This window comes from Sphingomonas flavida (genome assembly GCF_036663655.1).
GTDB lineage: Bacteria > Pseudomonadota > Alphaproteobacteria > Sphingomonadales > Sphingomonadaceae > Sphingomonas.
This window is the reverse complement of record NZ_JAXOJH010000001.1, coordinates 364,793-390,679: the sequence shown is the minus strand read 5'-3', so window position 1 is coordinate 390,679 and position 25,887 is coordinate 364,793. Positions and strand designations below refer to the sequence as shown.

Below are 25,887 nucleotides of genomic sequence, written 5' to 3'. Positions count from 1 at the left end.
ATCGCTGAATGCTTACGCATCCACCGTGATGACGCCGCGCCGGATCTGATCGAGCTCGATGCTCTCGAACAGCGCCTGGAAATTGCCGTTGCCGAAACCCTCATTACCCTTGCGCTGGATGATCTCGAAGAAGATCGGCCCGACCATATTCTCGGTGAAGATCTGGAGCAGGATACCCTCTTCGCCGACATTGCCGTCGATCAGGATGCGGTTCTTGCGCAGTCGCTCCAGGTCTTCGCCGTGGTTCGGCACGCGCTTGTCGACCAGCTCGTAATAGGTCTCGATCGTGTCCTGCAACCGGACGCCACGTGCGCGCAGCTTCTCGACCGTCTCGTAGATATTGTCGGTGGTCAGCGCGAGATGCTGGATGCCTTCGCCATTATATTCGCGGATGAATTCCTCGATCTGGCTTTTTTCGTCCTGGCTCTCGTTCAGTGGGATGCGGATCGCCTTGTCGGGGGCGATCATCGCCTGGCTGAACAGGCCGGTCGCCTTGCCCTTGATGTCGAAATACTTCTGTTCTTCAAAGCCGAACAGCTTGGAGTAGAAGCCCGACCAGGTCCGCATCTCGCCGCGACGGACATTGTGGGTCAGGTGGTCGAGAAGGTCGAGACCGACATTGTTCTCGGCCTCGGCCTGCTGCCAGCCCTCGACCTCGGTCCAGTCGGCGAACAGGTCGCTGCCCGCCTCGACGAGATAGAGATAGCTGCCGCCGATGCCCTCGATGGCCTTGGCATCGGGGGTCAGGCAGCCGCGCGTGGCGTCGACCGCCGTGGCGCCGCCCCGGATCGCGTGATCGAACGTCTCGGCGGGATCGGCGACATAGAAGCCCATGCCGCTGGCCGAGGGGCCGTGATCCTTGCGGAAATCGGCCGCCTGACCGTCTGCGTCGGCATTCAGGAGAAGGGTGATCCGGCCCTGCTTGTAACGGGTGATCGCCTTTTCCGGGTGTCGATGGGTGGGCACGAAGCCCATCATGTCGAACTGCCGCGCCAGCGTTTCCGGCTCGGGCGTGGTGAATTCGCAGAACGCAAAGCCGTCCAGGCCCAGCGGATTGTTCGGGGTGGTTGCCATGACGTCCAACTCCTGATCCAGTATCTTGCGTGACTAGATCGCAGAATGGGGAATTGGTGTCAAATGTTACGATCTCGCGAATTGCGGCTGGACGGCTTCCTTCCCTATCGCCTGTCGATCACCTCGAACCTAGTCAGCGATCATATCGCCAACGCCTATCAGCAGCTGTTCGGCCTCACGATCCCCGAGTGGCGGTTGATCGCGATCGTCGCGGAGGAGGGTGCGGTGGCGCAGTCGGCGGTGTGCGAGCGCAGCCGGATGGACAAGGTCACCGTGTCGCGGGCGGCCATCGCCATGGTGGGGCGCGGACTGCTCGCCCGCACCGCGCATGACGGTGATCGCCGCTCTCACCTGCTGGTCCTGACCGACGCCGGGCGGATGCTCTATGCCGATGTCGCGCCCAAGGCCCTGGAGCTGGAGGCCCAGCTCTTCGCAGGCTTCAGTGCCGAGGAACTGGAGGCATTCGTCACCATGCTCCACCGCATCGACGCCGCCGCCCTGACGCAGCGGGATCAGCCCAGTATCGAGCGGTAGAGCGCCAGATAGCGGTCGGCCATGCGATCGATCGAGAATCGGTCCGCCGCAGCCTGACGACAGGCGGCACGGTCAATCTCCTCAATGCGATCGACTGCGGCGACCGCCTGCTCGACCGTATCGACCAGGAAACCGGTCACGCCGTCCTCGATCAGCTCGGGCATCGATCCGCGCCGGATGGCGATGACCGGCGTCCCGCAAGCCATCGCCTCGACCACCGACAGGCCGAACGGCTCGTCGAAATTGATGAGGTGGAGCAGCGCCTTGGCCCCGCCCAGTGTGGCGGTGCGGTCCTCACCCCCGACCGGTCCGCGATAGACGATGCGATCCTCGTCGACATGGGGGCGGACCTCTCTTTCCCAATAACCCTGATCCTGAACGATCCCGGCCATGATCAGACGGCGATCGGTCGCCTGGGCAACGGCGACAGCCTCGGCGGCCCCCTTGTCGGGGTGGATGCGACCGAAGAACAGGAGGTCTTCGCTACCCTCTGGATCGAAAGGGAAATCCTTTATCGGGATGCCATGATAAATGGTGTCGGCATAGCGCAGGCGCGGATGGCGATCGGCGTCCGAAATGGCGACATAGTGGATGCGATGCTGGTAAGGCTCGTACATCGGCATGATACGCTCGGACGAAAAGCCGTGGATCGTGGTGACCATCGGCGTATCGACCAGCCCCGAAAAGGCGTGCGCCGGAAAATCCGCCTGGTTGTGGATCAGGTCGAACTCACCCGCTCGCTCAAAGATGGCCGCCAAGTGCCGCATTTCCCAGACCTTTGCATCCACCGATGGATCTTCGGAATAGGCGGCGGGGACCGGTCCGGCCAGTGTTGCGGCGGTGATGCTGTCCTGCGTGGCGAACAGGGTTACGTCGACGCCGCGCGCAACCAGCGCCTCGGTCAGCAGGCTGGTGACCAATTCCCACGGGCCATAGGCGCGCGGCGGGGTACGCCATGCGATTGGGGCGATCATCGCGATTTTCATGCGGACGTGTCGACTTTCAGGATCAGGCCCTCATCAGGGCGCAAAAGGGAAGGGGCTCCAGTCGGAAGGTCGCCGAGCGTCGAAATTACGGGCTGCCCCGTCAGGACAATCGGCGCGGGCGTGTCGGCCAGGTTCAGGGCGACGAGATAGCATTCGTCTCCTCTGCGCCGTTCGTAGGCGAGGACGGAACCCTCGGCCTCCACCAGCCGGATTGCGCCGGTGGCCAGCGCAGCACTGTCGCGACGCAAGGTAAGCAGCGCCTTGTGGAGGTGGAGCATCGAGCCGGGGTCGTTCCATTCGGCGGCCACGTTGCGATCCCGCCAGCCGGTACCCAGCGGCAACCACGGCTCACCGGCGGTGAAGCCCCCTTGGGGGCTGTCGTCCCATACCATCGGCGTGCGTACCGGATCGCGACCCAGCCCCAGTCCCGGTTCGCGCAGTTCGCGAGGATCGCGAACCCGGTCGGCAGGAATGTCGCCATTCTCCATACCCAGTTCGTCGCCGTAATAGAGCGTCGGCGTTCCGCGCAGCGTGAGCAGAAGCATCGCCGCCACGCGCGCCTGTGCCGCTCCCCGCTTGGTCGCGCTGCGCGGGCGGTCATGATTGCCCAGCACCCAGTTGGGCCAGCCGCCGGGGGGCAGGGCGGCTTCATACTCGGCGATCATCCGGGCCAGATGCCGTGCGTCCCAGGGGGCGTCGATCAACTGGAAGTTGAAGGGCAGATGGACGCCTTCGCCGTGCAATCCGTAATAGCGCATCAGGCGTTCGACCGGCAGGTAGATCTCGCCGATCAGCACCCGCTCGTCGCCCCCGCGGCCGAAGGCGTCGGCGATGGCGCGCATGTCGGCGGCGATGTCGTGCACTTCGGGCTGGTCGGTCGAGTGCAACTGGAACACCCGTTTCATCTCACCGGTCGCGGGGTCCCAGTCGGGGTTGAGCGGATTGTCGGGAAAGCTCGCATGTTTGATGATGTGCCAGAGCACGTCGATCCGGAACCCATCGACGCCGCGCGCGAACCAGAAGCGCAGAACATCCAGCATGGCGGCCCGAACGTCCGGGTTGCGCCAGTTGAGGTCGGGCTGTTGCTTCAAAAAGGCATGATAATAATATTGCCCGGTCGCGGCGTCCCAACTCCAGGCCGGACCGCCAAAATCGCTGATCCAGTTGTTGGGCGGGCCTCCATCGGGAGCGGCGTCGCGCCAGATATACCAATCGCGCTTGGGATTGTCGCGGCTCGACCGGCTTTCCTGGAACCAGGGATGCTGGTCCGAACTGTGATTGGGCACGAAGTCGAGGAGAAGCTTCAAGCCGCGGGCATGGGCCGAGGCCAGCAGCGAGGCGAAGTCGGCAAGCGATCCGAAGCGAGGATCAACTCCGCAATAATCGGCGACATCATAGCCGAAGTCAGCCATAGGCGACGGAAATATCGGGGAAAGCCAAATCGCATCGATACCCAGTTCCACCAGATAATCGAGACGGCTCTCCACCCCGCGCAGGTCGCCGATCCCGTCACCATCGCTATCCTGAAACGACCAGGGATAGATTTGATAGAGGACAGCGGACTGCCACCACGGCCGCCCCGTCATGCGAAGGCCGCCTTGGGCAGGCGGGTCAGGCGACAGGCCAGATCGGCCTCGCCGCTTGCCACCAGATAATGGTCGCCCAAGTCGACGATGCCAGTCGAAAAGACGACCGGGGTCGGCAGATACATCTGATGCGCGATCGAGGCGGTCAGCGCGGGCGCGGCCTCCAGGATCGGGCGGTCATCGGCCAGGTGCAGGATATGGGTCGGGTCGGCCTTGTCGAACAGCGCCCAGAAGCTGCGATAAATGCCCACCGCGTCGCGCCGCTCGACCCCGTGATACAGGGTCAGCCAACCCCAATCGGTCAGGATCGGCGGCGTGCCCCCTCCGACCTTCATCGCCGATGTCGAGTCCTTGCGCGCGCGAATGCCGGGGGCCTCGATCGGCTTCCAGTGAAACGCATCGGGGGATGTCGCGAAATTGATCGATGGGCCGCCGACATAGGGACTGTCGTCGGGATAGGCGAAATAGACCTCTCCCAGCGGCCGGGTCAGCGCCATGAAGCGACCGCCCACCAGCCCCTCGAAGAACAGCATGTCCTTGTTCTGATGGTCGAGGATGATCCCCGCCAGCGTATAGTCGAGGCCGTTGTCGGAGATGTGCAACGTCGTCGAATGACGTTCGGCCGATACCGAACAGGTCGTCATGTACCAGCGGTCGCCCACCCGGCTGATCCGTGCATCCTCGACGCCGTAGTCCTGCCACGTCGCGGCGGGTTCGATCGCCTTGTCGTAATGGACCGCGACGATCGCCGAGCCGTCCGCCATCAACTCGACTGGCAGCAGCCAGGACAGCGACGTCAGGGCGAGGATGCGGTGGCCGCTGCCGCGGATGGCGAACTGACGCGGGTCGGTCATATCGACCTTGGCCAGCGGAAAGCGGTCGAGGACATAACCGGCGGGGGTCCAGCGGAGCGCGCGGACATCCCCGCCATCGACGGGCTCCCGCAGCGCCTCCGCCACCCGGACCATCAGCAGCAGATTGTCATTGGCCAGCCGCGTCATCCCCGGGTTAAAGGCGCCCAGCACATAGGTCGGTTCGATAATGCCGCGCCGCAACGGGGAGCGGGAGAGGTCGACATCGTCGGGGCGGAAGATCAGCTGGTCGTCGGGCATGGCCCGCCAACGTTCGCTACCAGCCCGCGTTCCCGATCGATCGCGGCCCGTCACCCCCGCCCGATCATGCCGATGTTGCGACTTTCAGGAAAACCGACCAGCGATGCTCGAAAAACTGGTCGGGGGTCAGGCCGGCAAAGGGATCGGGCAGGTCGAACTGCATCCGGCGACCCGGGCCGTCGAGAATGTCTGCCAGCAGACTGAATAGCGCAAGCGGCGTTTCGTCGGCGCGCAACAGTCCCGCTTCCTGCGAAGCGCCGACGCACGCGATGATGGGGCCGGACAGAACCCGATCCCAGGTGGCGAAACGCTGGCGCAGTTCCTCGGAGAAAATCGCCTCCGACGTGAGGAAGGCCATGAAGCGGACCGAGTCCGGCTCGACACAGAAGAAGAAGAACCGGCGTGCGGAATTCTTCAACCGCTCGAGCGGGTTGTTGCCCGTCGCATCGTCGAGCATCGCCTGGTTCAATCGGTCGAGGTCGCGGGTGACGACCGCGTCCAGCAGCGCCATCTTGCCCGCATAGCGGCGATAGATAGTATGTTTGCTGACGCCGACCGACAGCGCGATTTCTTCCATCGACGTACCCTCGATGCCCTGCGAGCAGAATGTCTCGCGAGCCCCGGACAGAATGATGTCGTCGATATGCTGCGCCTGTTCGCGGGTCGGGCGTCCAGCGGTCCGTTTGGTAATGGCCATGATCCCCTTACTGCGGCCTCCGAATACCCACGTCAAACTTAAATGCACTTGCCAGTGTCTTTTGTGCGAGTGCGAAAAACAGGGGATTTCAGTAATTCAAACGTCATGTGCATCAGGGAGTTTCACGACGTGTCGAAATTTTTCACGCATGCTTCATCCTTCGCCATGACTTCGGCACTCATGGCTGGCGGGCAGGGGTGGTAACCACAGCCTCCAGGGCCTCCGCCGCCAGCGACGACCGCCAACTGCGGCGCGAGGGGCCGCACCGAATATCATCGAGCCGCCCGGCCGGACCAAGGCGATCCGCACCGCCAGGGTTCGCGATCTGGTCGAGGCGCAGACCCGTGCGCCCTTTTGCTTTGCGAGCGCCCATCGCCTAGTCGGCTTTGGATATGCAACGGGAGAGCGCGATGACGGACTGGATGATCGGGATCATCGGTGGCTCCGGGCTCTATGCCATCGACGCGTTGGACGATGTGGAGACGTTGCGCATCGACACGCCTTGGGGGGAACCCTCCGACATGCTGGTGCGGGGGCGGATCGGAGCGGTTCGTTTTGTCTTCCTGCCTCGCCACGGTCGGGGCCATCGCCTGGCGCCGACGGAAGTGAACGCCCGTGCCAATATCCACGCATTGAAGCTGGCAGGCTGCACCGACGTGTTGGCCATCTCCGCCATCGGGTCGCTGCGCGAGGAACTGCCGCCCGGCCATTTCGTCGCGGTCGACCAGTTTATCGACCGGACGGTCCACCGCGAGAGCAGCTTTTTCGGGGGCGGCCTGGTCGCGCATGTCTCGATGGCTGATCCGGTCTGTCCGCGCCTGTCCACCCTGGCGGCCCAGGCGGGCGAACGGGCGGGGGCGCGGATGGTCCATGGCGGAACCTATCTTGCCATGGAGGGGCCGCAATTCTCGACCCGTGCCGAAAGCCATCTCTACCGCCAATGGGGTGCCGATGTGATCGGCATGACCGCCATGCCCGAGGCCAAGCTCGCGCGAGAGGCAGAGCTGCCTTACGCGCTGATCGGCATGGTCACCGACTATGACTGCTGGCGCGAGGACGAAGCGCATGTCGAGGTGGATGCGGTGCTGGCGCAACTGGGTGCCAATGCCGCCACCGCGCGGGCGCTGGTCATGGAACTGGCCGCGTTGCTGCCTGCGGAGCGGACGGTCTCACCGATTGACACGGTGCTCGATCATGCCCTCATCACGCATTCCTCGCATATCGATCGGGCCAGGGCGGAGAGCCTTGGCCCGATCGTGGCGCGGGTGCTGACCGCGCGCGGCGGCTGAGGGATCAGTCCTCGACGATCTGGCTGTGCGAGCGGGTGTCGCGCATCCGCAGGTACACGATCAGCGAAATGCCGATCATCGCGGTGACATACCAATAGAAGCCCTGCTCGAAGCCCCATTTCTTGAACAGCAAGGCAACCGATTCCGCCGTTCCGCCGAAGATGGTGTTGGCCAGCGCATAGGGCAGGGCGACGCCCAGTGCGCGGATATGGGCGGGGAACAGCTCGGCCTTCACCACCGCGTTGATCGAGGTGTAACCCGTCACGATGATGAGCGCGCCCATTACCAGGGCGCCCGCGACGATCGGATCACGCGTCGTCTCCAGCGTCGAGAAGATCGGATAGGTCAGCAGCACGCCCGCAATACCGAACGCGATCATCAGCGGCTTGCGCCCGATCCGGTCGGACAGCCCGCCCGCCACCGGCTGCAACAGCATGAAGACGAACAACGTGATGGCGTTGATCTGGCTGGCGACTTCCCGGCTGAAACCACTGGTGTTGACCAGGAACTTCTGCATGTAGATCGAATAGGCGTAGAAGGCGAGCGTACCCCCGGCGGTCAGCAGCATGACCGTCATCGTCTCCTTGGGGTGCTTGGAGAAGAGCTGGATCAGGCCCGATTGCGGCGCGCCGTCCTTCTTCGCGTTCTCGAAGCTCTTGGTCTCGGCCAGGCCGCGCCGGATATAGAAGACGACGACCGCCAGTACCGCGCCCAGCGCGAAGGGGATGCGCCAGCCCCACTCGTCCAGTGCGGCCTCGGTCATGGTCGATTGCAGGATCAGGAGGACGCAGATCGCGAGCAGCTGGCCGGAGATCAGCGTGACATATTGGAACGACGAGAAGAAGCCGCGCCGGTCCTTGCCCGCCATTTCGGAAAGGTAGGTCGCGCTGGCACCATATTCGCCGCCGACCGAAAGCCCCTGCAACAGGCGCGCGAGCACCAGCAGCGCGGGGGCGGCCAGCCCGATCGTCGCATAGCCGGGCGTTACGGCGATGATCAACGAGCCCAGGCACATCAGCGTGACCGACAGGGTCAGGCCCGACTTGCGGCCCTTGCGATCGGCATAGATGCCCATCACCCAGGCACCGATTGGCCGCATGACGAAGCCGACGGCGAAGACCGCCGCCGCGCTCAGCAACTGCGCGGTCCGGTTCTCCGACGGAAAGAAATGCGGTGCGAAATAGAGGGTAAAGGCGGAGTAGACATACCAGTCGAACCATTCGACCAGATTGCCGGTCGACCCCCCGATGATGGATTTCAGGCGATGCCGATTGGAATCGGCGGTGGCGCTGGACATGGTCTACTCCCCTTTTTTGTCTGGTCGTTCTTATCGCTTAGAAGCGGAAGCTCAACCATCCCGCCCAGAAATCCGAGCTTTTCAGGTTGGCCCGCTGCAAGACAGTGTCCGCCTTGAAGTGCTCGTAACGCCCCACGAACGACAGGCGCGGCGTGATCGTCCACGTTGCCTGCAGGCGGGCGACCTCGGCCACCTTCTTGCCACGGACGTTCTGCGTGCCGGGCAGGGCGGTGCCGTTGGCGCGGTAGACCGCGTCGAACTCGTCCGGCCGCCAGGCAAAGCCATACTCGGTCGCCAAGCGCAGGCCTTTGACCGGGGTGAAAGTGAAATTCGGCGCGGTGTACAGCAGGTTGGTCGGCGTCAGGAACAGGCCATAGCTGTAATAGATATTGTTGCCGAACAGACCGTTGGTCGTGTTGAGTTCACCCGTCCGCTGATACGCGCCACCACCCGAGCCATAGTCGAAGTGGACGCCGACCCGTGGCGCATCCGGCTTCTTGCCCAGGCGATAGCTCTGCGCGATGAAGGTCTGCCATGCCGAGATCGGCCGGTTGTTGAAGGTGCCCCGCTGGTTGTTGACGGTCCAGTCGATATTGACCGGTCCGGCATCGCCATAGGCATGCAGGCCCAGGAAATACCGCTCCTCGAGCGCGGTCGTCGGCCCCCACACGGCCCGGCGGTTGCGCAACCGCCAGATGAAGGGATCGAGATACAGTTTCGAACTGCCGAACAATTTGGGCGACAGGCGAAAACCGAAGGTCGCGCCCGAAAAGCGCACATCGGGGTTCGTCTTGTCGTCGCCGATGCCCTTGAAGCCATAGGTGACGTAGTTCAGGTCGAAGATATCGACCCGCGCGTCCTTGCCACGGGCATAGGCCCGGACACCGTCCAGGACGAAGAACAGCGTGTTGTTGTCGCGGCCGACGGTCAACAGCTGTGGCCCGTCGAAGAATTCCTGACGGCCCGCACGCACGCCGACGTCCAGGTCCAGGACCTTGCCCTTCACTTCGGCGAAGAGCTGCTGCACCGCCAACTGGTTGCGCAGATTGCCGCCGGGGGCGCCCAGGTTGATGCCCTGGAGCTCCGCTCGGCCGAGTTCGCCGAACACGCGGAAATGATCACCCAGATGGACGTCGGCACCACCGACGATGCGGGCGATGTCCTGCCGCTGCTGTTGGACTTCACGCAGATTGGGATTGGTCGTGATGTTGACCCGGGTGCGCAGCTCGCCCGAGAAGGTGACATAGGACTTTCCATCCTGGGTCAGCTTCACGCACTTCAGCGCGTCGATGGGATCGTCGCGCTTGGCGGGATCGCAATATTTGCGCCAGTCCTCGGCCCAGCGCGACTGGTTGTAACCCGCAACGGTGTTGCCGTCTCCGGCGGCGCTGGTCGGATAGGCGGTGCTGGCCGGGCTGGCGGGTTCCGCTGCGGCCTTGGGCGTCACGGTCTGCGCCGTGGCGGGCGCAACGGCCAGCCCCGACGCCGCCAGGGCCGTCCCGGCGAGCCAAATGCGTTTCATGATGGTAGTCCCCCTCAATCGTAACGTTCTGCAATCACGGCAGTGGCATATCACCTGATGGTAAACCAAATGCCCGGCCGATCGTCAAAAGATCGGCCGGGCATCGTTTCGGTTCAGGCGATGACGGGCTGTGCTGCCGCGGGAAGGGCGGGGCGACCGTCCAGAGCGGCGTTCAGGGCATCCTTGTCGAGGGCGCCTTCCCAGCGCGCGACCACGACCGTGGCGACCGCGTTGCCGATGAAGTTGGTCAGGCTGCGGCACTCGGACATGAAGCGGTCGACACCCAGGATCAGCGCCATGCCCGCGACCGGCACGTCCGGCACGATCGAGAGGGTGGCGGCCAGCGTGATGAAGCCTGCGCCGGTGACGCCGGCTGCACCCTTGGACGAGAGCATCGCGACGAGGAGGAGGGCCAGCTGCTGGCCCAGCGACAGATCGACGCCGCAGGCCTGGGCGATGAACAGCGCGGCCAGCGTCATGTAGATGTTGGTGCCGTCCAGGTTGAACGAATAGCCGGTGGGGACGACCAGGCCGACGACCGACTTTTCACAACCCGCCTTTTCCATCTTCACGAGAAGGTTGGGCAGCGCGGCTTCGGAGGACGAGGTGCCGAGGACCAGCAGCAGCTCGGCCTTCAGGTAACGGATCAGTTTCAGGACCGAGAAGCCGTTGGCGCGGGCGATGGTGCCCAGGACGACGACGACGAACAGGATCGAGGTGAGGTAGAAGGTCGCGACCAGCGCGCCCAGATTGACCAGGCTGCCGACGCCGTACTTGCCGATGGTGAAGGCGATGGCACCGAAGGCACCGATCGGCGCGGCGCGCATCAGGATGCCGACCATGCGGAAGACGACGACGCTGATCCGCTCCAGGCTGTTCAGCAGCGGACGGGCAGGATCGCCGACCAGTGCCATGGAAATGCCGAACAGGATGGCGACCATCAGGACCTGCAGGATGTTGCCCTGGGTGAAGGCGCTGATCAGCGTGTCGGGAATGATGCCCAGCAGGAAGCCGGTGACGGTCGTGTCATGCGCCTTGGCGGTATATTCGGCGATCGACCCGACCTTCAACGTGGCGGGATCGATGTTCATGCCGGCACCCGGCTGCACGACGTTGGCGACGATCAGGCCGACGATCAGTGCAAAGGTCGAGACGGTGATGAAATAGAAGAAAGCCTTGCCAGCGACGCGGCCGACCGAACCAAGTTCGCGCATGCCCGCAATGCCGGTGACGACGGTCAGGAAGATCACGGGGGCGATGATCATCTTCACCAGCTTGATGAAGGCGTCGCCGATGGGCTTCAGCGATTCGCCAAAGCTGGGCCAGAGATGGCCGATAATCGCACCCAATGCGATCGCGACCAGCACCTGGACATAGAGATGGGACCAGACGCGCGCCCGCTTGGGCGCCTCGGCTACGGCATAATCTTGAGCAATCACGGCTTTCATCATCCTCTGCAAAAGGGTCGGACGCGGTAAGCCGCGTTCCGGGTTGCATGCAGTGTGCGGAAGTTCCCCGTTCCGTACAAAGGATTCCTTAATCTCCGCAAGTCACTGATAAAACACGAAACAATATAAAACATTCGTAACCGATAAGCGAAATTTCGCATAGCGTAGGCGCGATGGTTGCGATATTCCGCACACATGCTGCCCCCGTTCACCCTGACGCGCCGTTACCTGCGCCGCTATGCACTGCCGCTCTTGTGCGTGGGGATAATGGCCTTTGCCGCGGCGGTGGGCTTGCGGTTTTATGCCCATCGTCAGGCGATGGCCGATCTTCGTGCCGATGCGTCGCGGATCGCGCGTCAGCAGGAGCGGCTGCTCAACAGCGAGTTACAACGCTTTCGCCTGCTGCCCATCGTCTTGGTCGAATATCCCGATGTCGGCGAGGCGCTGCGCAACGGATCGGAACAGGCCGCGCGGCGGCTGGACGACAAGCTGCGTGGCCTGGCGGAGCGGACGGGGGCACCGGTCATCTATGTGATCAATCGAAAGGGGCGGACGATCTCCGCATCGAACGCGGGCGAGCCCGATAGTTTCGTCGGCCGCGACTATGGCTTTCGCCCTTATTTCCGACAGGCGATGCACACCGGCACGTCGGAATATTTCGCGCTCGGCAATACCAGCCACCGGCCCGGCCTGTTCCTGGCGCGGCGTATCGGATCGGCCAGCGCGCCCGACGGGGTCGTCGTCGTAAAGGTGGAGTTCGACCGGATCGTCCAGGCCTGGACCAGTGATCCAGGCGCGACGCTGCTGGTCGACAATCACGGCGTGACCGCGGTCACGACCGACCCCCATGCCCGTTTCGGCCTGCTTAGACCCGTCAGCCCGGCGCTGCGTGCCGCGATCGAGGAAAGCCAGCAGTTCGGCGTCCAGCCGCTGCGCCCCGGCCCCTATCGCGTCTCCGGCGACCGGGCGACGGATCGGGATGGCGCGGTGTTCGTGGTCGGCGATGCCCCGGCGCCGCTGCCCGGCTGGCGATTGCTGCATATCGTGCCGACCAAGCCCGCGCTACGTGAAGCGGATGGCTGGGTTCGCTCGGCCACAGCACTTCTCGTCATCGGGCTCTTCGGCCTGAGCGTCGTCTTCATCTGGCGGAGGACCCGTGCCGAGCGCGCCGTTCTGGCGCGCGAAGCGCTGGAGGAAGAAGTCGCACGACGCACCGCCGAGTTGCGCGCGACCAATGATCGCCTGACCGTCGAGATCACCGAGCGTATCCGCGCCGACCAGCGCTTTCGTGCCGCGCGCGAGGAACTGGCGCAGGCCAATCGCCTGGGTTCGCTGGGCTCGATCACCGCGGGCGTCGCGCACGAGATCAACCAGCCGGTCGCCGCGATCCGGACGCTGGCCGACAATGCCCGCACCTTCCTGTCGCGGACCCAGCCGGACAAGGCGGCGGGCAACCTGGCGACCATCGTCGAGCTGACCGAGCGAATCGGCTCGATCGTTCAGGAGATGCGCCGCTTCGCCAGGCGGGGCACGCACGGGTTGGGCCCGGTGTCGCTGGACGAGGTGCTGGACGGCACCATGCTGCTGATCGGTGACAGGTTCCGCACGGCAGGCGTCGCACTGGAACGGCCGAGCGGACAGCCCCTGCCTGTGGTCAAGGCCGGGCGGGTCCGGCTGGAACAGGTGCTGGTCAACCTGCTCCAGAACGCACTCGACGCAGTGGCGGGTCGGCCGTCGCCGCGTGTTCGGCTGACCGTATCGGACGGGCCCGATGGCGTCGAGCTGACCGTAGAGGACAATGGGCCGGGACTGGACCCGGCGATCGCGACCGAGATCTTCACGCCCTTCGTGACGGGCAAGCCCGACGGCCTGGGCCTGGGGCTGGGGATCGCGCGCGACATCATGACGGAGTTTGGCGGTATGTTGGAGATCACCCCCTCGACCCTGGGCGGCGCGGGCTTTCGCATTCGGATGCGTCGGGCATGAGCGAGGCGATGCGCGTCCTGCTGGTCGATGACGACACCGTCCTGCGCCAGGCCCTGGCCCAGTCGTTCGAACTCGCCGGGATCGAAGTCGAGGCGCATGGTGATCCCCTGACCGCGCTGGAGGCGATCACCGCCGATTTCGCCGGGATGGTCGTGTCCGACATTCGGATGCCGGGGATCGACGGTATCGAGCTGGCCCGGCGGGTGGCGGCGGTCGATACCGAAATTCCCGTCATCCTGATGACCGGGCATGGCGACGTGCCGATGGCGGTCGCCGCGCTGAAACAGGGGGTGTTCGATTTCGTCGCCAAGCCCTTTGCCGCCGATCACCTGATCGCCAGTGCCGAGCGGGCGCTGGAGATGCGGCGGCTCGTCCTCGACAATCGCCGGTTGCGGCTGGCGGCGGAGGAAGCGCAGGGCGCATATCCGCTGATCGGCGATACTCCGGTGATGATGCGGCTGCGGGAGACGGTGCGGCAGGTCGCGCAGGCCGATGTCGATGTGCTGGTCGAGGGAGAGACGGGGACGGGCAAGGAACTGGTCGCACTGCTGCTCCACCGGTGGAGCGGTCGCCGCACCCGGCCGTTCGTCGCGGTCGACTGCGCCGCGCTGCCCGAGGCGATTGCCGAGGACGAACTGTTCGGCCAGGCGCATGGCCGCCATCAAGGGCGCATCGCGGCGGCACATCGCGGCACGCTGTTCCTGGACGAGGTGGACAGCATGGCCCCGGCGTTGCAGGGCCGGATGCTGCGTGTCGTCGAGGAGCGGGAAGTGCGTGCGATCGGGGCCGAGGATCCGCAGATGCTCGACCTGCGGATCGTCGCGACGGCGAAGTCCGATCTGGCGCGTGCAGTGGCCGAAGGCCGGTTCCGCGCCGACCTGCTCTACCGCCTGGATGCCGTCCGGCTGCGCGTGCCGCCCCTGCGCGAGCGGCGTGCCGACGTGCCGCTGCTGTTCGCCCATTTCCTGCGCGAGGCGGCGGAGCGGTTCGGGCGACCGGTGCCGATGATCGACGGCGCGATCCAGGCGCGGCTCTTGTCGCACGACTGGCCCGGCAATGTACGCGAGGTGCGCAATTACGCGAACCGCGTCGCGCTCGGCCTGTTCGGCGACAGCCCGGAAAACGGCGATCCGCTGCCGCTGCCCGAGCGCGTGGAGCAGTTCGAGGGGGCGACGATCCGCTCGGTCCTGGAGGAGGTCGCGGGCGACGTCCGGGCCGCGCTCGCCATCCTCGGCATTCCGCGCAAGACCTTTTACGACAAGGTGGCCCGGCACGGCATCGACCTGAACGCCTATCGCCCCAACCGGGCCTGACCGTCACGGCCCCGCTCCCCAATTTCCTTGACGCGACCGGCGGGGCGGGGGAGCATGACCGCCACGACGCCGCCGACAGGTGCGGTGCGGGGATAGGAGAATGCCATGGAGGATGCCGCAGACCGTCTGGCGCGCGATCCGCGCTACATCGCGTTGATACGCAGGCGAGGACGGTTCACCACGATCCTGACGATCGTCATGCTGGTCGTCTATTTCGGCTTCGTCCTGACCATCGCCTTCGACAAGGCGCTGCTGGCGGGATCGGTCAGCGGAGGCGCGACGAGCTGGGGCATCCCGATCGGACTGGGCGTCATCGCCCTCGCGATATGTCTGACCGGCCTTTATGTCTGGCGGGCCAATCGCGATTTCGATCCTGTCATCGATGCGCTGCGGGCGGAGTATGGTGCATGAGGGCGCGTATCGCGATGGCGGCCATGCCGCTTGCCCTGCTGCCATGGTCGGCGGCGCAGGCCCATGCCATCGGCCCGGCCACACAGCAGGCGACGAACTGGACCGCGATCGGCATGTTCGCGGCCTTTGTCGCGCTGACCCTGGCGATCACCCGCTGGGCGGCGCGCCGGACGAAGACGGCATCGGACTTCTATACGGCGGGCGGTGGCATCACCGGCTTTCAGAACGGGCTGGCGATCGCGGGCGACTTCATGTCGGCGGCATCGTTCCTGGGCATTTCGGCGCAGATCTATGCCGATGGCTATGACGGCCTGATCTACTCGATCGGTTTCCTCGTCGGCTGGCCGATCCTGCTCTTCCTGATGGCGGAGCGGCTGCGCAACCTGGGCCGTTACACTTTTGCCGATGTGGCATCCTTTCGCTTCGCGCAGACGCCGGTGCGCATGGTCGCGGCCTGTTCGACGCTGCTGGTCGTCCTGTTCTACCTGATCGCGCAGATGGTCGGGGCGGGGCAGTTGATCCGGCTGCTGTTCGGCCTGCCTTATGGCTATGCGGTGATCATCGTCGGCGTGCTCATGACGATGTACGTGCTGTTCGGGGGCATGACGGCGACCACCTGGGTCCAGATCGTCAAGGCCATGATGCTGCTCGGCGCGGCCAGCTTCATGGCGGTCGCCGTGCTGGCCCGTTTCGGCTTCAGCCCCGAGGCGCTGTTCGCCCGTGCGATCGAGGTGAAGACGGCGCTTGCCGCGCTGGCAGGCGCGGGACCGGACGAAGCGGTGGCGAAGGGCCGGGCGATCATGGGGCCGGGCGGGTTCATCAAGGATCCCATTTCGGCCATCTCGATCGGTGCCGCGCTGATGTTCGGGACAGCGGGCCTTCCGCATATCCTGATGCGCTTCTTCACCGTGCCCAATGCCAAGGCGGCGCGCAGCTCGGTGCTCTGGGCGACGGGCTGGATCGGCTATTTCTATATCCTGACCTTCGTCATCGGCTTCGGTGCGATCGTACTGGTGGCGACCGATCCGGGCTTCCTGGACGCCGACGGCGCCTTGCGCGGCGGCAGCAACATGGCCGCCATTCATCTGGCGCAGGCGGTCGGGGGCAACCTGTTCCTCGGCTTCATCTCGGCGGTGGCGTTCGCGACCATCCTGGCGGTCGTCGCCGGCCTGACCCTGTCGGGCGCCTCGGCGGTCAGCCATGACCTTTATGCGACGGTCATCAAGAAGGGGAAGGCCGACTCCGCCTCCGAACTGCGGGTGTCGCGGATCACGGTGCTGGTTCTTGCGGTCGTGGCGATCCTGCTCGGCATCCTGTTCGAGAAACAGAATGTCGCCTTCATGGTCAGCCTGGCCTTCGCCCTGGCGGCGTCGGCCAACTTCCCCGTGCTGTTCCTGTCGCTGTTGTGGTCGGGCTGCACGACGCGGGGTGTGGTTGCCGGTGGGCTGGTCGGGCTGTTGACCGCGCTGGTGCTGACCATCCTGTCGCCTGCGATCTGGGTCGCGGTGCTGGGTCATGCGGCGCCGATCTTCCCCTATGGATCGCCGACCATCTTCTCGATGCCGCTGGCGTTCCTGACGATCTGGCTGGTGTCGATCACCGACCGGACGGGCCGTGGGGCGGTCGATCGCGCAGGATATCGGGCGCAGCGCATCCGGTCCGAAACGGGGATCGGCGCTTCGTCCGCGCACGAGCACTGAGTTGTCGTACCCGCTGTCCCTAAACGGGGCGGCGGGTACAACCATCCGGCAAATCCCCGGATGCCGGAATGGTCAACGCGGCGTTAACATCGCGCCATGAAACGCCGCCTCGTCCTGACCAATGAAGCTGCCCGCCACCCCTTTCGGCGCTCGCTTCCCCCGCCCGTGCTTCCACGGAGCCGTCGGGACGACGATCAGGATATTCGCCTGTTCGTCCTCAGCTTCACCGCCTTCTTCGTGTGTTTCTACAGCTTCATCTTCTGATCAGGCAGGGCGGACGCAGCCGTCGTCGCAAGCGCGGTGGAGCCGAAGCGCCAGCCAAGCCGAGACCAGGCACATGCCCGCGACCACGAATAGCATGTCGGCGGGCGTGACCCCCGCCGCGCTGATCCCGAATACAGCGACCGAGCCGACCGTCATCGCAAAGCAGTTCACGATGTTGTTCGCCGCCACCGTGCGCGCCGTTTGGTCCTTTTCGACGGTGGTCGTCAGAAACGCATAGAGCGGCACCACGAACATCCCTCCCGTCGTCGCGATGGCGAGGAGCGCGGCGAGAATGCCGATCGCCCGCGGCTGCGCCAGGAAGGCCTGCCAGCTATAGAGGCCGCCATCGGGTGCCGGCGTCCAGTTGCGGCACAGCAGCGAGAACAGGACGACGAAGGCCCCCATGGCGATGACCGACATCGGCGAATAGCGCGCCGAGATCTCGCCCTTCAGCATGGTGTTGATGACCACCGACCCGATCGCGACCCCGACCGAGAAGATCGCGATGGCCAGGCTCGCCACCTCCTTGTCGGCGGTCAGGACATTCTTCACCAGCGGCGGGAAGATGATGATCAGGACCGCACCGATCGTCCAGAAGAAGCTGATCGCCACGATCGCCAGGAACAGGCGGCGGATGTGCAGCGTCGCGGAGATCAGTTGCCACGACGCGGTAAAGGGGTTGTAGTTCAGCTTGATCGGCGGCCCTTCGCGCGGGGCGGGGGGCACCTGGCGGCCGGTGAACCAGCCCAGCACCGCCACGATCAGCACGCCGATCGCTGCGGCCTCGACCGGAATCCACCCCGCCGCGACGGTGCCGAGCAGGATCGCCAGATACGTCCCCGCCTCGACCAGCCCGGTGCCGCCGAGAATATCCTCGGGCTCCAGATGCTGGGGCAGGATCGCATATTTGATCGGCCCGAAGAAGGTCGAGTGGATGCCCAGCGCCAGGACCGTGCCGAGCATCAGCGACAGCCCGGTCATCGTATAGCCCGCCTTGGCGATCAGCAGTCCGGCGGCGCCGATCATCATGATCCCGATCTCGACCGTCTTCACGATCCGCACGATCCGCGCCTTGTCATGTCCGTCCGCCAGCTGCCCGGACATCGCCGAAAGGAATACGAAGGGGAGGATGGCGGCGGCGGTCGCGGCGGAGTTGAAATAGAATTCGGCCTGGGGATCGGTGAAGATCGCATAGGTCGCGAACAACACCATCGACGTCTTGAACAGATTGTCGTTGAACGCCCCGAGGAACTGGGTGGTGAACAGCGGCAGGAACCGGCGCCGCTTGAGAAGCCCGAGGGCATTGAGCATAACGAAAAATGGCCCGATCGTGGCAACAGGATGACGACAACATAACCATGCGCGTGCGTGACGCCAACCGGTTAAAGCGGTTTGTCATGGGCGAACGAGCGGTTAGAAGGCGACATGCTGACGCTGCCCAACCTCCTGACGCTTTCCCGAATCCTGGCCGTGCCGCTGCTGGCGGCGCTGCTGTGGCAGCCGGAGTGGGCGCTGGGATATGGCATCGCCTTCGCGCTCTACTGCCTGATGGGCATCACCGATTACTTCGACGGCTATCTCGCCCGTGCCCAGGGTGCGGTATCGAAACTGGGCGTTTTTCTGGATCCCATCGCCGACAAGATCATGGTCGCATCGGTCATCCTGGTGCTGGTCGCGGTTCAGGTACTGAGCGGGTGGAGCGTGATCGCCGGGCTGGTCATCCTGTTGCGCGAGATCGCGGTGTCGGGCCTGCGTGAATTCCTGGCGCAGTTGCAGGTTTCCGTGCCCGTGTCGCGGCTGGCCAAGTGGAAGACGACGTTGCAGCTGATCTCGCTGGGCGGCCTGATCCTGGGCGGGGCGCTGCCCAACTGGCCGTGGCTGCACATCGCCGCGCTTGCTGCCCTGTGGGGCGCGGCGGTGCTGACCATCGTGACCGGTTGGGATTACCTGCGCGTCGGCCTCAAACATATGGATAGCTGATGTCGTTGACGATCCTGTACTTCGCCTGGGTCCGGGAACGGATCGGGCAGCCCGAGGAAGTGGTGAGCCCACCGGCCGAGGTCGTGACGGTCGCGGATCTGATCGGCTGGCTGGCCAAACGCGGCGGCGGCTATGCCGAGGCGATGGCGGAGCCCGAGCGGTTGCGGGCGGCGGTCGACCAGAATTTCGTCGGCACCGATGCATCGATCGTCGGTGCGCGGGAGGTCGCGATCTTTCCGCCGGTGACGGGCGGATGATCCGCATCCTGGTGTCCCGCGATCCCATCGACCTCTCAGCCGAAACGGTCCGGGTGGAAGGCGGCAATGTCGGTGCCGTGGCCAGCTTTTGCGGCCTCGTCCGCGCCGATGACGGCGTCGATCAGCTGGAGCTTGAGCATTATCCCGGCGCGACCGAGGCTGCGCTGGATCGGATCGCCCGGACGGCATCGGAGCGGTGGTCGCTTCAGGCGGCCACGATCGTCCACCGCGTCGGCCCGATGCGGCCGGGTGAGCGGATCGTCCTCGTCCTCACTGCCGCACCGCATCGGCGGGATGCGCTCGACGGGTGCGCCTATCTGATCGACCGGTTGAAGACGGACGCGCCTTTCTGGAAGCGGGAAACGCGTGGCGATGACGCACGCTGGGTCGAGGCGCGGGATAGCGACACGGCGGCTGCGGAGCGCTGGAGTTAGAGTTTGATCCACCTGACCTGAACTATTGTCCAGCCACCCCCGCGGAGGCCGGGGTGCAGTTGCGAAGGCCTCATCAATGGAGGGCGCTGGACCATTTTAAGCGCGCGCCCAACTGGACCCCGGCCTCCGCCGGGGTGGTTGCTTCAGCTTGGCCAGATCAAACTGTAACGAAAAAGGCAGAGCCGCAGCCCCGCCTTTCCCTTAGTCACTGCAATTTGCCGATCAGCCGATCTTCGGCACGTTGATGCCGTTGGTCAGGTGGACGACGCCATTGGTCGCGTTGACGTCCGCCTTGTCGACATAGGCCTTCTGGCCGTTCACGTCGGTCAGCATGATGTTGCCGTTCGGGCCGACCTGCGCCGTCAGCGGCTGGCCCGCCAGCGTGGTCAGCGTGGCGGTGCCGTTGCCCGCCGTGATCTGCGCCTTAAGCTGCTCGGCGGTCAGCTTGCCCGGGACGACATGATATTTCAGGATCGTGGCCAGGACCGGCTTGTTCTCCGGCTTGCTCAGATTGTCGATCGCGCCTGCGGGCATGCGGCTGAACGCCTCGTTGCTCGGGGCAAAGACGGTGAAGGGGCCCGGGCCCGACAGATCGGTCGTCAGACCGGCGGTCGTCACCAGCTTGGCCAACGTGCTGCGATCGGGCGTCGCGGCCAGGATCTGGACGATGGTGCCGGTCGCGGCCGGTGTTACGGTGCCCGCCGGTGCCGCCGGGGCAGGCATCGTCTGCGGTGCTGCTGGCGCAGCCGGCGCGGGCGTGGTCTGCGCAACAGCGACACCGCTCATGGCCGTGACAGAGGCGAGGATGGCAAAGGTCTTCAACATGAAAGCATACTCCCGTTCTTCTGGAGGCGCGGCGTGATCACCTGGCGCCACATGGTGAAGGGCAGGACAACCGTTCGGCAACCGAAACGGCCGTCCTGCCGGGAGTAACGCACTTAATCCAATTTTGGCACCAATACACCATTGACAATGTGAACGACGCCGTTGGCCTGGGCCAGATCGCCTGCCTCGACATAGCTTTTGTTGCCGCCCGCATCGGTCAGCGTGATGACCGATTGGGTCATGGTGACGGTCAACGGCTCGCCCTGCACGCTTATCAACGTGGCGGTGCCGTTCCCCGCGGCGATCCGCCGTTGCAGCTCGGCGACGCCGACCGTGCCGGGCACCATGTGGAACCGGATCACCCGGACCAGCGAGTCCCGGTTGGCAGGCTGGAGCAGCTGGTTGAGCACGCCGGGGGCCAGGCGGCCAAAGGCTTCGTTCGACGGCGCGAAGACGGTGTACGGGCCGGGGCTGGCCAGCGTCGTCGACAGGCCCGCCGCGCGCACCGCCGCGACGAAGGAGGATAGCGACGCCGTCGCCGCCGCATTGTCCAGGATGGTGCGGGTCGGTGCCATGGCCTGATCCATGGGGGTAGGGGCCGGTGCCTCGATGGGAGCGCTGGCGGTCGACGGTGTCGCCGGGGCCGCCCGCTCATCGCGCCCGCGCCCGCAGCCGCCGAGCCCGATCAGTACGACGATCGGCATAAGCGCGATCATGCGCCGTGCGTTGAGGGTCATGGGCGAAATCTCCTTGGGATGGACAGGGTCACGGGACTAGACGCGCCCGGCCCGCCTCGGGTTGCGCGTGTGTGGCTCAGGCCGCTTCGGAAAGAACCTGGGCGAGCAGGCGGAAATCCTTTTCGCGCGGGCTGGCACGACGCCATACCAGCGCGATCTTGCGCATCGCGTTCTCCGCATCCAGCGGCCGCGCGGTAATGCTGGTATTGTTCAGAATACCCGCACGCAGCGCCATTTCCGGCAGCATCGTCATGCCCAGCCCATTGTCGACCATCTGGACGATGGTGTGGAGCGAGGTGCCCAGCATCGTCGCCTCGGCGCGTAACTCGGGGCGGTTGCACGCGGCCAGAGCGTGATCCTTCAGGCAATGTCCGTCCTCCAGCAGTAGCAGCCGCGCTTCGTCGATCGCGGAGGCGGGAATTGCGGCGGGCGGCGTGAGATTTTCGGCGGTCGGAAAGGCGACGTACAGGCGATCGTCGAACAACGGCTCGGCGGTCACTTCGCCACAGGCATAGGGCAGCGCCAGCAACACGCAGTCGGTGCGACCATTGTGCAGTCGTTCGCAGGCGGGGCCGCTCGGCTCCTCGCGCAGGAACAGCTTAAGGTCCGGAAAATCGCGGCGCAGGCGGGGCAGGATATGCGGCAGCATGAAGGGTGCGATGGTCGGGATGACCGACATGCGCATCTCACCCGACAAGGGGCGCCCGGCGGCGCGCGCCATATCGCCCAGCTCGTCCGCCTCGCGCAGCACTCGCCGCGCCTTATCCGCGATCCGCTCGCCCAGCGGCGTGAAGCGCACCACGCGCCGCGTCCGCTCGACCAGGGTGACGCCGATCAGCGTCTCCAACTCGCGCAGGCCCGCCGACAGGGTCGACTGCGTCACGAAGCACGCATCGGCGGCCCGGCCGAAATGGCCATGGTCCTGCAGCGCCACGAGATATTGCAGCTGCTTTAACGTCGGTAGGTAGGTCGCGGCCATTGATCGCCTCAGTCGATTGCGATCTGACAAATAGCTTGTTGGATCGCCGGCGCCAGTCCCCATATCCGTCACCACAACGAATACAGGCGGTCCACCGCCGATGCCGGACGAGGATGGTTGAAGCCGACTTTTGGGAAGAAATGGAGGCTATTGCCATGTTGACCGTTGGAGACAAGCTCCCCGCATTCGCCGTTCCCGTCCAGCAGGGGACGAACGCCCTCCCCGCGGGCGAGACGATCAGCGACACTTCCTATCCCGGCAAGTGGAAGGTTCTCTTCTACTGGCCGAAGGATTTCACCTTCGTATGCCCGACCGAGATCGTCGGCTATTCCGAACTGAAGGGTGATTTCGAGGATCGCGACGCCGTGCTGATCGGCGCATCGACCGACACCGCGCATGTGCACCTGGCCTGGCGCAAGTCGGACCCGGATCTGGCCGCCGCCGATTTCCCCTGGATCGCGGACAATGGCCGCGTCCTTGCTGACGCGCTGGGCATCGTCGACAAGAACGAGCATGTCGCCTATCGTGCGACGTTCATCATCGATCCCGACAATGTCATCCAGCATGTCACGATCAACGGCCTGAACGTCGGCCGCAACCCGGCGGAGACGCTGCGCGTGCTCGACGCGTTGCAGACCGACGAGCTGTGCCCGTGCAACTGGAACAAGGGCGACGACGTCCTCCAGCTCGCCGCCGAGTAATCCTTTGGTTCGGGGGCGGTGACGTCCCCGGACTCCTATATTTTCCGACGCCCCGGCGAGGGTTGCCGATCCTGATCGATCGGCGGCCCGGACTGGGGCGTCGTTCATCCGGAGCATTTATCCATGTCGCTTAAGGAATTTGCCGGGCAGTTGCCCGACTTCGCCAAGGATATCCGCCTGAACGTCGGGTCGCTGCTGAACGAGCAACTGCTGGACGACCAGCGCAAATACGGCCTGTTGCTGGCCTGTGCCCACGGCACTGGGCACAAGCCGCTGGTCGAGGCGGCGGAGGCCGAATGCGCCCTCAAGCTGTCCGCCGAGGCGGCCAATGCGGCGCGGGCAGCGGCGGCGGTCATGGCGATGAACAACGTCTATTATCGCTTCACGCACCTGGCCGGGAACCAGGAATATCGCAACCTGCCCGCCAAGCTGCGCATGAACGTGATCGCGGCGCCGGGGATCGACAAGGTCGATTTCGAGCTGTTCAGCCTGGCGGTCTCGGCGATCAACGGCTGCGGCATGTGCATCGACGCGCATGAGGCGGTGCTGAAGAAGGCCGGGGTTTCGGCCGAGATCATCCAGAGCTCGGTACGGATCGCAGCGGTTATGCAGGCGGTTGCGACCGTTCATTCGGCAATCGCTTGAACCCATATCTTCCCCAAGCCTTGGCTTGGGGAGGGCGGTGATGGAGGGGCGTCGCCACTGGCCGTGACACCCCTCCATCAGCCGTTCGGGCTGCGACCTCTCCTCACACGGGAGGAACGGGTCAGGCGGTGATCGCCTGGTACAGCCCCCAAAGGCTCGTCAGCGTCAGGATCGTGCCCACCAGGGTCAGCAGCGTGCGGGCCGGAACCCGCTTGGCCAGGATCGCGCCAAAGGGTGCTGCCAGGACACCGCCGATCAACAGCCCCACCGTCGCCATGGTGAACGCGCCCCAGCCGAGCTGGGTGATAAACGTCGCCGAGATGGTGGCGGTCAGGAAGAATTCGGCGGTATTCACCGTGCCGATCGTCGTGCGTGGTGCCGCACCCTGCGCCAGCAGGTTCGAGGTCACGACCGGCCCCCAGCCGCCGCCGCCCGCCGCATCCAGGAACCCGCCGATAAAGCCCAGCGGCTCGACCACCTTCGGCTCGCGCGCGTTCGTCTTGTGACGCCATGCACGGATCAGCAGGTAGAGGCCGATCGCCGTGAGATAGGCCAGGATGAAGGGCTTCACGACGGCGGCGTCGATGTTCGACAGCACATAGGCACCCAATGCGCCGCCGATGACGCCCGGGATCATCAGGCGCAGGAACAGCCGCCAGTTGACGTTGCGATGCACCGCATGGCTGATGCCCGACACGGCGGTCGTGAATGTCTCGACGCTGTGCACCCCCGCCGAGGCGGCGGCGGGTGGCACGCCCAGGCTGATGAGCAGGGTATTGGAAATCACGCCAAAGGCCATGCCCAGCGCACCATCGACGACCTGCGCGGCGAAGCCCACGCCCACGAAGGGGAGGATATGGATCAGTTCGGTACTCGTCGGGTCCATCGTCTCTCCTTACATGTCCTTCGCGGCGGGCCATGCCGTGTCGACAGCAACGCTGCAACAAAGATAGAGTTTGTGGCGGGGAGCCGCCGAGCGCGACTATCTGGATTTCAAGCGATAGCATGCCTAAATGCTCCTATCGCATCTGGGGACTGCTCATGCCGAGCCGATTGGCCGCCTATCTTGATTCGATCCGGGCGCGCGACCCTGCGCCACATTCGCGCGCGGAGATCCTGCTATACCCCGGTGTCTGGGCGCTGGCCGGTCACCGGATCGCGCACCGCCTGTACAAGGGGCGAGCGTTCTTCCTAGCGCGGCTGGTCAATCACTTCACCCGCTTCCTGACCGCGATCGACATTCATCCCGGTGCCAAGATCGGCCGCAATTTCTTCATCGACCATGGTTTTGTGGTGATCGGCGAGACGGCCGAGATCGGCGACGACGTCACCATCTATCAGTGCGTGACGCTGGGCGGAACCAGCCCGGACAATGGTGTGGCGGGCAAGCGTCACCCGACGCTGATGGACGGGGCGATCGTCGGTTCGGGCGCGCAGGTGCTGGGCCCGATCATCGTCGGGCCGCGCGCGCGCGTGGGTGCGAATGCGGTCGTCACGCGTGACGTGCCCGAAGGCGCGGTGATGGTCGGTATCCCCGCCCGCCCGACGGTGGTCGAGGGCGGCGCGGCCCCTGAGCGACGCTTCGTGCCCTATGGCACGCCCTGTTCGGAAATGTTCGATCCGCAGACCCAGAAGATCGAGATGATGCGCTGCGAGCTGGAGACGATGCGGGGTCGGCTGGACGCCGTGCTGGCCGAACAGGAAGAGCGGCGCGACCGGGCCTGATGGGAGTTCTGCCGTTCCCGAAGGCCCCCGGCCAGGTCGGCTTCGAGCGGGCCGAGTTGAACCGTATCCTCGACCTGTATGGCCGCATGGTGGCGGCGGGCCATTGGCGCGACTATGCGATGGACCTGGGCCGGGACGCGGCGATCTTTTCCGCCTTTCGACGGGCTGCCGAGCGACCCGAATATCGCATCGAAAAGCGACCGGCGCTGCGCAATCGTCAGGGCATGTGGGCGCTGATCGGGGAGGGCGGGGCCGTGCTGAAGCGGGGCCATGAACTGGGCCCCGTGCTCGCCCCGGTCGAGCGGCGGCTGATGAAACTGGTCGACGAATAAGCCAATGAAAAGCGCCGGTCCCCTGGGTGGGAACCGGCGCCTTATTACAGCCG

27 protein-coding genes are annotated in these 25,887 nt (G+C 65.1%); 14 read left to right on the top strand and 13 right to left on the bottom strand.

Annotated elements, in window-relative coordinates; translation table 11 throughout:
• Positions 1 to 12 precede the first annotated feature (12 nt).
• Positions 13 to 1,074, bottom strand: a complete 1,062-nt coding sequence (gene hppD / locus U1703_RS01745; RefSeq protein WP_332784326.1) for a 4-hydroxyphenylpyruvate dioxygenase — start codon at positions 1,072 to 1,074, stop codon at positions 13 to 15.
• Positions 1,075 to 1,137: 63 nt separating this feature from the next.
• Between hppD and U1703_RS01740 the strand changes: the two genes are divergently transcribed.
• On the top strand, positions 1,138 to 1,608 hold the full coding sequence (locus U1703_RS01740) for a MarR family winged helix-turn-helix transcriptional regulator (protein WP_332784325.1): 471 nt from the start codon (positions 1,138 to 1,140) through the stop codon (positions 1,606 to 1,608).
• Here the strand turns inward: U1703_RS01740 and U1703_RS01735 are convergent.
• The 4 genes from U1703_RS01735 to U1703_RS01720 all read right to left on the bottom strand — a co-directional run bounded on the left by U1703_RS01735 (position 1,587) and on the right by U1703_RS01720 (position 5,989).
• The gene (locus tag U1703_RS01735) at positions 1,587 to 2,594 is read right to left on the bottom strand and encodes a glycosyltransferase family 4 protein (RefSeq protein ID WP_332784324.1); all 1,008 of its coding nucleotides are present in this window, start codon (positions 2,592 to 2,594) and stop codon (positions 1,587 to 1,589) included. The genes U1703_RS01740 and U1703_RS01735 overlap by 22 nt on opposite strands.
• Positions 2,591 to 4,180 (bottom strand): alpha-amylase family glycosyl hydrolase, encoded by a 1,590-nt coding sequence (locus U1703_RS01730; RefSeq protein ID WP_332784323.1) that lies wholly within the window; start codon positions 4,178 to 4,180, stop codon positions 2,591 to 2,593. The genes U1703_RS01735 and U1703_RS01730 overlap by 4 nt, the downstream gene beginning before the upstream one ends.
• The gene (locus U1703_RS01725) at positions 4,177 to 5,292 is read right to left on the bottom strand and encodes a glycoside hydrolase family 130 protein (protein ID WP_332784322.1); all 1,116 of its coding nucleotides are present in this window, start codon (positions 5,290 to 5,292) and stop codon (positions 4,177 to 4,179) included. The genes U1703_RS01730 and U1703_RS01725 overlap by 4 nt, the downstream gene beginning before the upstream one ends.
• A 64-nt stretch (positions 5,293 to 5,356) precedes the next feature.
• Complete coding sequence (locus tag U1703_RS01720; protein ID WP_332784321.1) at positions 5,357 to 5,989, bottom strand: TetR/AcrR family transcriptional regulator; 633 nt, start codon at positions 5,987 to 5,989, stop codon at positions 5,357 to 5,359.
• A gap of 410 nt (positions 5,990 to 6,399) precedes the next feature.
• Here U1703_RS01720 and mtnP point away from each other — a divergent pair, with 410 nt between their 5' ends.
• On the top strand, positions 6,400 to 7,278 hold the full coding sequence (mtnP, locus tag U1703_RS01715; RefSeq protein ID WP_332784320.1) for an S-methyl-5'-thioadenosine phosphorylase: 879 nt from the start codon (positions 6,400 to 6,402) through the stop codon (positions 7,276 to 7,278).
• A gap of 4 nt (positions 7,279 to 7,282) precedes the next feature.
• Here mtnP and U1703_RS01710 read toward each other — a convergent pair whose 3' ends face one another.
• From U1703_RS01710 to U1703_RS01700, 3 genes are all read right to left on the bottom strand, one after another.
• Entirely contained in the window at positions 7,283 to 8,575 is a 1,293-nt protein-coding gene (locus U1703_RS01710) for an MFS transporter (RefSeq protein WP_320450915.1), read from the bottom strand.
• A gap of 37 nt (positions 8,576 to 8,612) precedes the next feature.
• The gene (locus U1703_RS01705; RefSeq protein WP_332784319.1) at positions 8,613 to 10,097 is read right to left on the bottom strand and encodes an alginate export family protein; all 1,485 of its coding nucleotides are present in this window, start codon (positions 10,095 to 10,097) and stop codon (positions 8,613 to 8,615) included.
• A gap of 113 nt (positions 10,098 to 10,210) precedes the next feature.
• The gene (locus U1703_RS01700; protein ID WP_332784318.1) at positions 10,211 to 11,545 is read right to left on the bottom strand and encodes a dicarboxylate/amino acid:cation symporter; all 1,335 of its coding nucleotides are present in this window, start codon (positions 11,543 to 11,545) and stop codon (positions 10,211 to 10,213) included.
• A gap of 195 nt (positions 11,546 to 11,740) precedes the next feature.
• On the opposite strand from U1703_RS01700, the gene U1703_RS01695 reads away from it, so the two are divergent.
• The 5 genes from U1703_RS01695 (at position 11,741) to U1703_RS01675 (ending at position 17,219) form a co-directional block, all read left to right on the top strand.
• The gene (locus U1703_RS01695; protein WP_332784317.1) at positions 11,741 to 13,531 is read left to right on the top strand and encodes a sensor histidine kinase; all 1,791 of its coding nucleotides are present in this window, start codon (positions 11,741 to 11,743) and stop codon (positions 13,529 to 13,531) included.
• Positions 13,528 to 14,844: a sigma-54-dependent transcriptional regulator gene (locus tag U1703_RS01690; protein WP_332784316.1), complete on the top strand. Its 1,317-nt coding sequence runs from the start codon at positions 13,528 to 13,530 to the stop codon at positions 14,842 to 14,844. The genes U1703_RS01695 and U1703_RS01690 overlap by 4 nt, the downstream gene beginning before the upstream one ends.
• Before the next feature lie 105 nt (positions 14,845 to 14,949).
• On the top strand, positions 14,950 to 15,255 hold the full coding sequence (locus tag U1703_RS01685) for a DUF485 domain-containing protein (protein WP_332784315.1): 306 nt from the start codon (positions 14,950 to 14,952) through the stop codon (positions 15,253 to 15,255).
• Entirely contained in the window at positions 15,252 to 16,955 is a 1,704-nt protein-coding gene (locus U1703_RS01680; RefSeq protein ID WP_332784314.1) for a cation acetate symporter, read from the top strand. Before U1703_RS01685 ends, U1703_RS01680 begins: the two co-directional genes overlap by 4 nt.
• Positions 16,956 to 17,051: 96 nt before the next feature.
• A complete protein-coding gene (locus U1703_RS01675; protein WP_320450922.1) occupies positions 17,052 to 17,219 on the top strand; it encodes a hypothetical protein in 168 nt (55 codons plus the stop codon).
• On the opposite strand, the gene U1703_RS01670 is transcribed toward U1703_RS01675, so the two are convergent.
• Positions 17,220 to 18,530, bottom strand: coding sequence for an MFS transporter (locus U1703_RS01670; RefSeq protein WP_320450923.1), 1,311 nt, complete (start codon positions 18,528 to 18,530; stop codon positions 17,220 to 17,222).
• 114 nt (positions 18,531 to 18,644) lie between these two features.
• Here U1703_RS01670 and pgsA point away from each other — a divergent pair, with 114 nt between their 5' ends.
• Genes pgsA through U1703_RS01655 form a run of 3 tightly spaced genes read left to right on the top strand, consistent with a single transcriptional unit; the run spans position 18,645 to position 19,890 of the window.
• The gene (gene pgsA, locus U1703_RS01665) at positions 18,645 to 19,199 is read left to right on the top strand and encodes a CDP-diacylglycerol--glycerol-3-phosphate 3-phosphatidyltransferase (protein WP_320450924.1); all 555 of its coding nucleotides are present in this window, start codon (positions 18,645 to 18,647) and stop codon (positions 19,197 to 19,199) included.
• Positions 19,199 to 19,456 (top strand): molybdopterin converting factor subunit 1, encoded by a 258-nt coding sequence (gene moaD, locus U1703_RS01660; RefSeq protein ID WP_332784313.1) that lies wholly within the window; start codon positions 19,199 to 19,201, stop codon positions 19,454 to 19,456. The genes pgsA and moaD overlap by 1 nt, the downstream gene beginning before the upstream one ends.
• Positions 19,453 to 19,890: a molybdenum cofactor biosynthesis protein MoaE gene (locus tag U1703_RS01655; protein WP_332784312.1), complete on the top strand. Its 438-nt coding sequence runs from the start codon at positions 19,453 to 19,455 to the stop codon at positions 19,888 to 19,890. The genes moaD and U1703_RS01655 overlap by 4 nt, the downstream gene beginning before the upstream one ends.
• A 222-nt stretch (positions 19,891 to 20,112) precedes the next feature.
• Here the strand turns inward: U1703_RS01655 and U1703_RS01650 are convergent, their stop codons facing one another.
• The 3 genes from U1703_RS01650 to U1703_RS01640 form a co-directional block, all read right to left on the bottom strand.
• Positions 20,113 to 20,676 carry a fasciclin domain-containing protein gene (locus tag U1703_RS01650; RefSeq protein ID WP_332784311.1) on the bottom strand — a complete coding sequence of 188 codons (564 nt, stop codon included), beginning with the start codon at positions 20,674 to 20,676 and terminating at the stop codon, positions 20,113 to 20,115.
• Between the two features lie 152 nt (positions 20,677 to 20,828).
• Positions 20,829 to 21,452, bottom strand: a complete 624-nt coding sequence (locus U1703_RS01645) for a fasciclin domain-containing protein (protein WP_332784310.1) — start codon at positions 21,450 to 21,452, stop codon at positions 20,829 to 20,831.
• A 76-nt stretch (positions 21,453 to 21,528) separates the two neighbouring features.
• Entirely contained in the window at positions 21,529 to 22,431 is a 903-nt protein-coding gene (locus tag U1703_RS01640) for a hydrogen peroxide-inducible genes activator (protein WP_320450929.1), read from the bottom strand.
• A 155-nt stretch (positions 22,432 to 22,586) separates the two neighbouring features.
• Between U1703_RS01640 and U1703_RS01635 the strand changes: the two genes are divergently transcribed.
• The gene (locus U1703_RS01635; RefSeq protein WP_332784309.1) at positions 22,587 to 23,132 is read left to right on the top strand and encodes a peroxiredoxin; all 546 of its coding nucleotides are present in this window, start codon (positions 22,587 to 22,589) and stop codon (positions 23,130 to 23,132) included.
• 123 nt (positions 23,133 to 23,255) lie between these two features.
• Positions 23,256 to 23,777, top strand: a complete 522-nt coding sequence (gene ahpD / locus U1703_RS01630) for an alkylhydroperoxidase, AhpD family (protein WP_332784308.1) — start codon at positions 23,256 to 23,258, stop codon at positions 23,775 to 23,777.
• Between the two features lie 121 nt (positions 23,778 to 23,898).
• Here ahpD and U1703_RS01625 read toward each other — a convergent pair whose 3' ends face one another.
• Positions 23,899 to 24,663 carry a sulfite exporter TauE/SafE family protein gene (locus U1703_RS01625; protein WP_320450932.1) on the bottom strand — a complete coding sequence of 255 codons (765 nt, stop codon included), beginning with the start codon at positions 24,661 to 24,663 and terminating at the stop codon, positions 23,899 to 23,901.
• 155 nt (positions 24,664 to 24,818) lie between these two features.
• Here U1703_RS01625 and epsC point away from each other — a divergent pair, with 155 nt between their 5' ends.
• Both epsC and U1703_RS01615 read left to right on the top strand, forming a co-directional pair.
• A complete protein-coding gene (gene epsC / locus U1703_RS01620; protein ID WP_332784307.1) occupies positions 24,819 to 25,502 on the top strand; it encodes a serine O-acetyltransferase EpsC in 684 nt (227 codons plus the stop codon).
• Positions 25,502 to 25,834 (top strand): DUF2794 domain-containing protein, encoded by a 333-nt coding sequence (locus U1703_RS01615; RefSeq protein ID WP_320450934.1) that lies wholly within the window; start codon positions 25,502 to 25,504, stop codon positions 25,832 to 25,834. The genes epsC and U1703_RS01615 overlap by 1 nt, the downstream gene beginning before the upstream one ends.
• Positions 25,835 to 25,887: the final 53 nt, after the last annotated feature.

What these genes read in the sequence shown, in the direction of transcription:
- U1703_RS01730 (WP_332784323.1), bottom strand. Translation starts at nt 4,180, where the DNA reads ATGACGGGGCGGCCGTGGTGGCAGTCCGCTGTCCTCTATCAAATCTAT.
- epsC (WP_332784307.1), top strand. Translation starts at nt 24,819, where the DNA reads ATGCCGAGCCGATTGGCCGCCTATCTTGATTCGATCCGGGCGCGCGAC.
- ahpD (WP_332784308.1), top strand. Translation starts at nt 23,256, where the DNA reads ATGTCGCTTAAGGAATTTGCCGGGCAGTTGCCCGACTTCGCCAAGGAT.
- U1703_RS01670 (WP_320450923.1), bottom strand. Translation starts at nt 18,530, where the DNA reads ATGCTCAATGCCCTCGGGCTTCTCAAGCGGCGCCGGTTCCTGCCGCTG.
- U1703_RS01725 (WP_332784322.1), bottom strand. Translation starts at nt 5,292, where the DNA reads ATGCCCGACGACCAGCTGATCTTCCGCCCCGACGATGTCGACCTCTCC.
- hppD (WP_332784326.1), bottom strand. Translation starts at nt 1,074, where the DNA reads ATGGCAACCACCCCGAACAATCCGCTGGGCCTGGACGGCTTTGCGTTC.
- U1703_RS01720 (WP_332784321.1), bottom strand. Translation starts at nt 5,989, where the DNA reads ATGGCCATTACCAAACGGACCGCTGGACGCCCGACCCGCGAACAGGCG.
- U1703_RS01685 (WP_332784315.1), top strand. Translation starts at nt 14,950, where the DNA reads ATGGAGGATGCCGCAGACCGTCTGGCGCGCGATCCGCGCTACATCGCG.
- U1703_RS01675 (WP_320450922.1), top strand. Translation starts at nt 17,052, where the DNA reads ATGAAACGCCGCCTCGTCCTGACCAATGAAGCTGCCCGCCACCCCTTT.
- U1703_RS01680 (WP_332784314.1), top strand. Translation starts at nt 15,252, where the DNA reads ATGAGGGCGCGTATCGCGATGGCGGCCATGCCGCTTGCCCTGCTGCCA.
- U1703_RS01735 (WP_332784324.1), bottom strand. Translation starts at nt 2,594, where the DNA reads ATGAAAATCGCGATGATCGCCCCAATCGCATGGCGTACCCCGCCGCGC.
- U1703_RS01615 (WP_320450934.1), top strand. Translation starts at nt 25,502, where the DNA reads ATGGGAGTTCTGCCGTTCCCGAAGGCCCCCGGCCAGGTCGGCTTCGAG.
- U1703_RS01635 (WP_332784309.1), top strand. Translation starts at nt 22,587, where the DNA reads ATGTTGACCGTTGGAGACAAGCTCCCCGCATTCGCCGTTCCCGTCCAG.
- pgsA (WP_320450924.1), top strand. Translation starts at nt 18,645, where the DNA reads ATGCTGACGCTGCCCAACCTCCTGACGCTTTCCCGAATCCTGGCCGTG.
- U1703_RS01640 (WP_320450929.1), bottom strand. Translation starts at nt 22,431, where the DNA reads ATGGCCGCGACCTACCTACCGACGTTAAAGCAGCTGCAATATCTCGTG.
- U1703_RS01710 (WP_320450915.1), bottom strand. Translation starts at nt 8,575, where the DNA reads ATGTCCAGCGCCACCGCCGATTCCAATCGGCATCGCCTGAAATCCATC.
- U1703_RS01695 (WP_332784317.1), top strand. Translation starts at nt 11,741, where the DNA reads ATGCTGCCCCCGTTCACCCTGACGCGCCGTTACCTGCGCCGCTATGCA.
- U1703_RS01625 (WP_320450932.1), bottom strand. Translation starts at nt 24,663, where the DNA reads ATGGACCCGACGAGTACCGAACTGATCCATATCCTCCCCTTCGTGGGC.
- mtnP (WP_332784320.1), top strand. Translation starts at nt 6,400, where the DNA reads ATGACGGACTGGATGATCGGGATCATCGGTGGCTCCGGGCTCTATGCC.
- U1703_RS01705 (WP_332784319.1), bottom strand. Translation starts at nt 10,097, where the DNA reads ATGAAACGCATTTGGCTCGCCGGGACGGCCCTGGCGGCGTCGGGGCTG.
- U1703_RS01740 (WP_332784325.1), top strand. Translation starts at nt 1,138, where the DNA reads ATGTTACGATCTCGCGAATTGCGGCTGGACGGCTTCCTTCCCTATCGC.
- U1703_RS01700 (WP_332784318.1), bottom strand. Translation starts at nt 11,545, where the DNA reads ATGAAAGCCGTGATTGCTCAAGATTATGCCGTAGCCGAGGCGCCCAAG.
- U1703_RS01690 (WP_332784316.1), top strand. Translation starts at nt 13,528, where the DNA reads ATGAGCGAGGCGATGCGCGTCCTGCTGGTCGATGACGACACCGTCCTG.
- U1703_RS01655 (WP_332784312.1), top strand. Translation starts at nt 19,453, where the DNA reads ATGATCCGCATCCTGGTGTCCCGCGATCCCATCGACCTCTCAGCCGAA.
- U1703_RS01650 (WP_332784311.1), bottom strand. Translation starts at nt 20,676, where the DNA reads ATGAGCGGTGTCGCTGTTGCGCAGACCACGCCCGCGCCGGCTGCGCCA.
- moaD (WP_332784313.1), top strand. Translation starts at nt 19,199, where the DNA reads ATGTCGTTGACGATCCTGTACTTCGCCTGGGTCCGGGAACGGATCGGG.
- U1703_RS01645 (WP_332784310.1), bottom strand. Translation starts at nt 21,452, where the DNA reads ATGACCCTCAACGCACGGCGCATGATCGCGCTTATGCCGATCGTCGTA.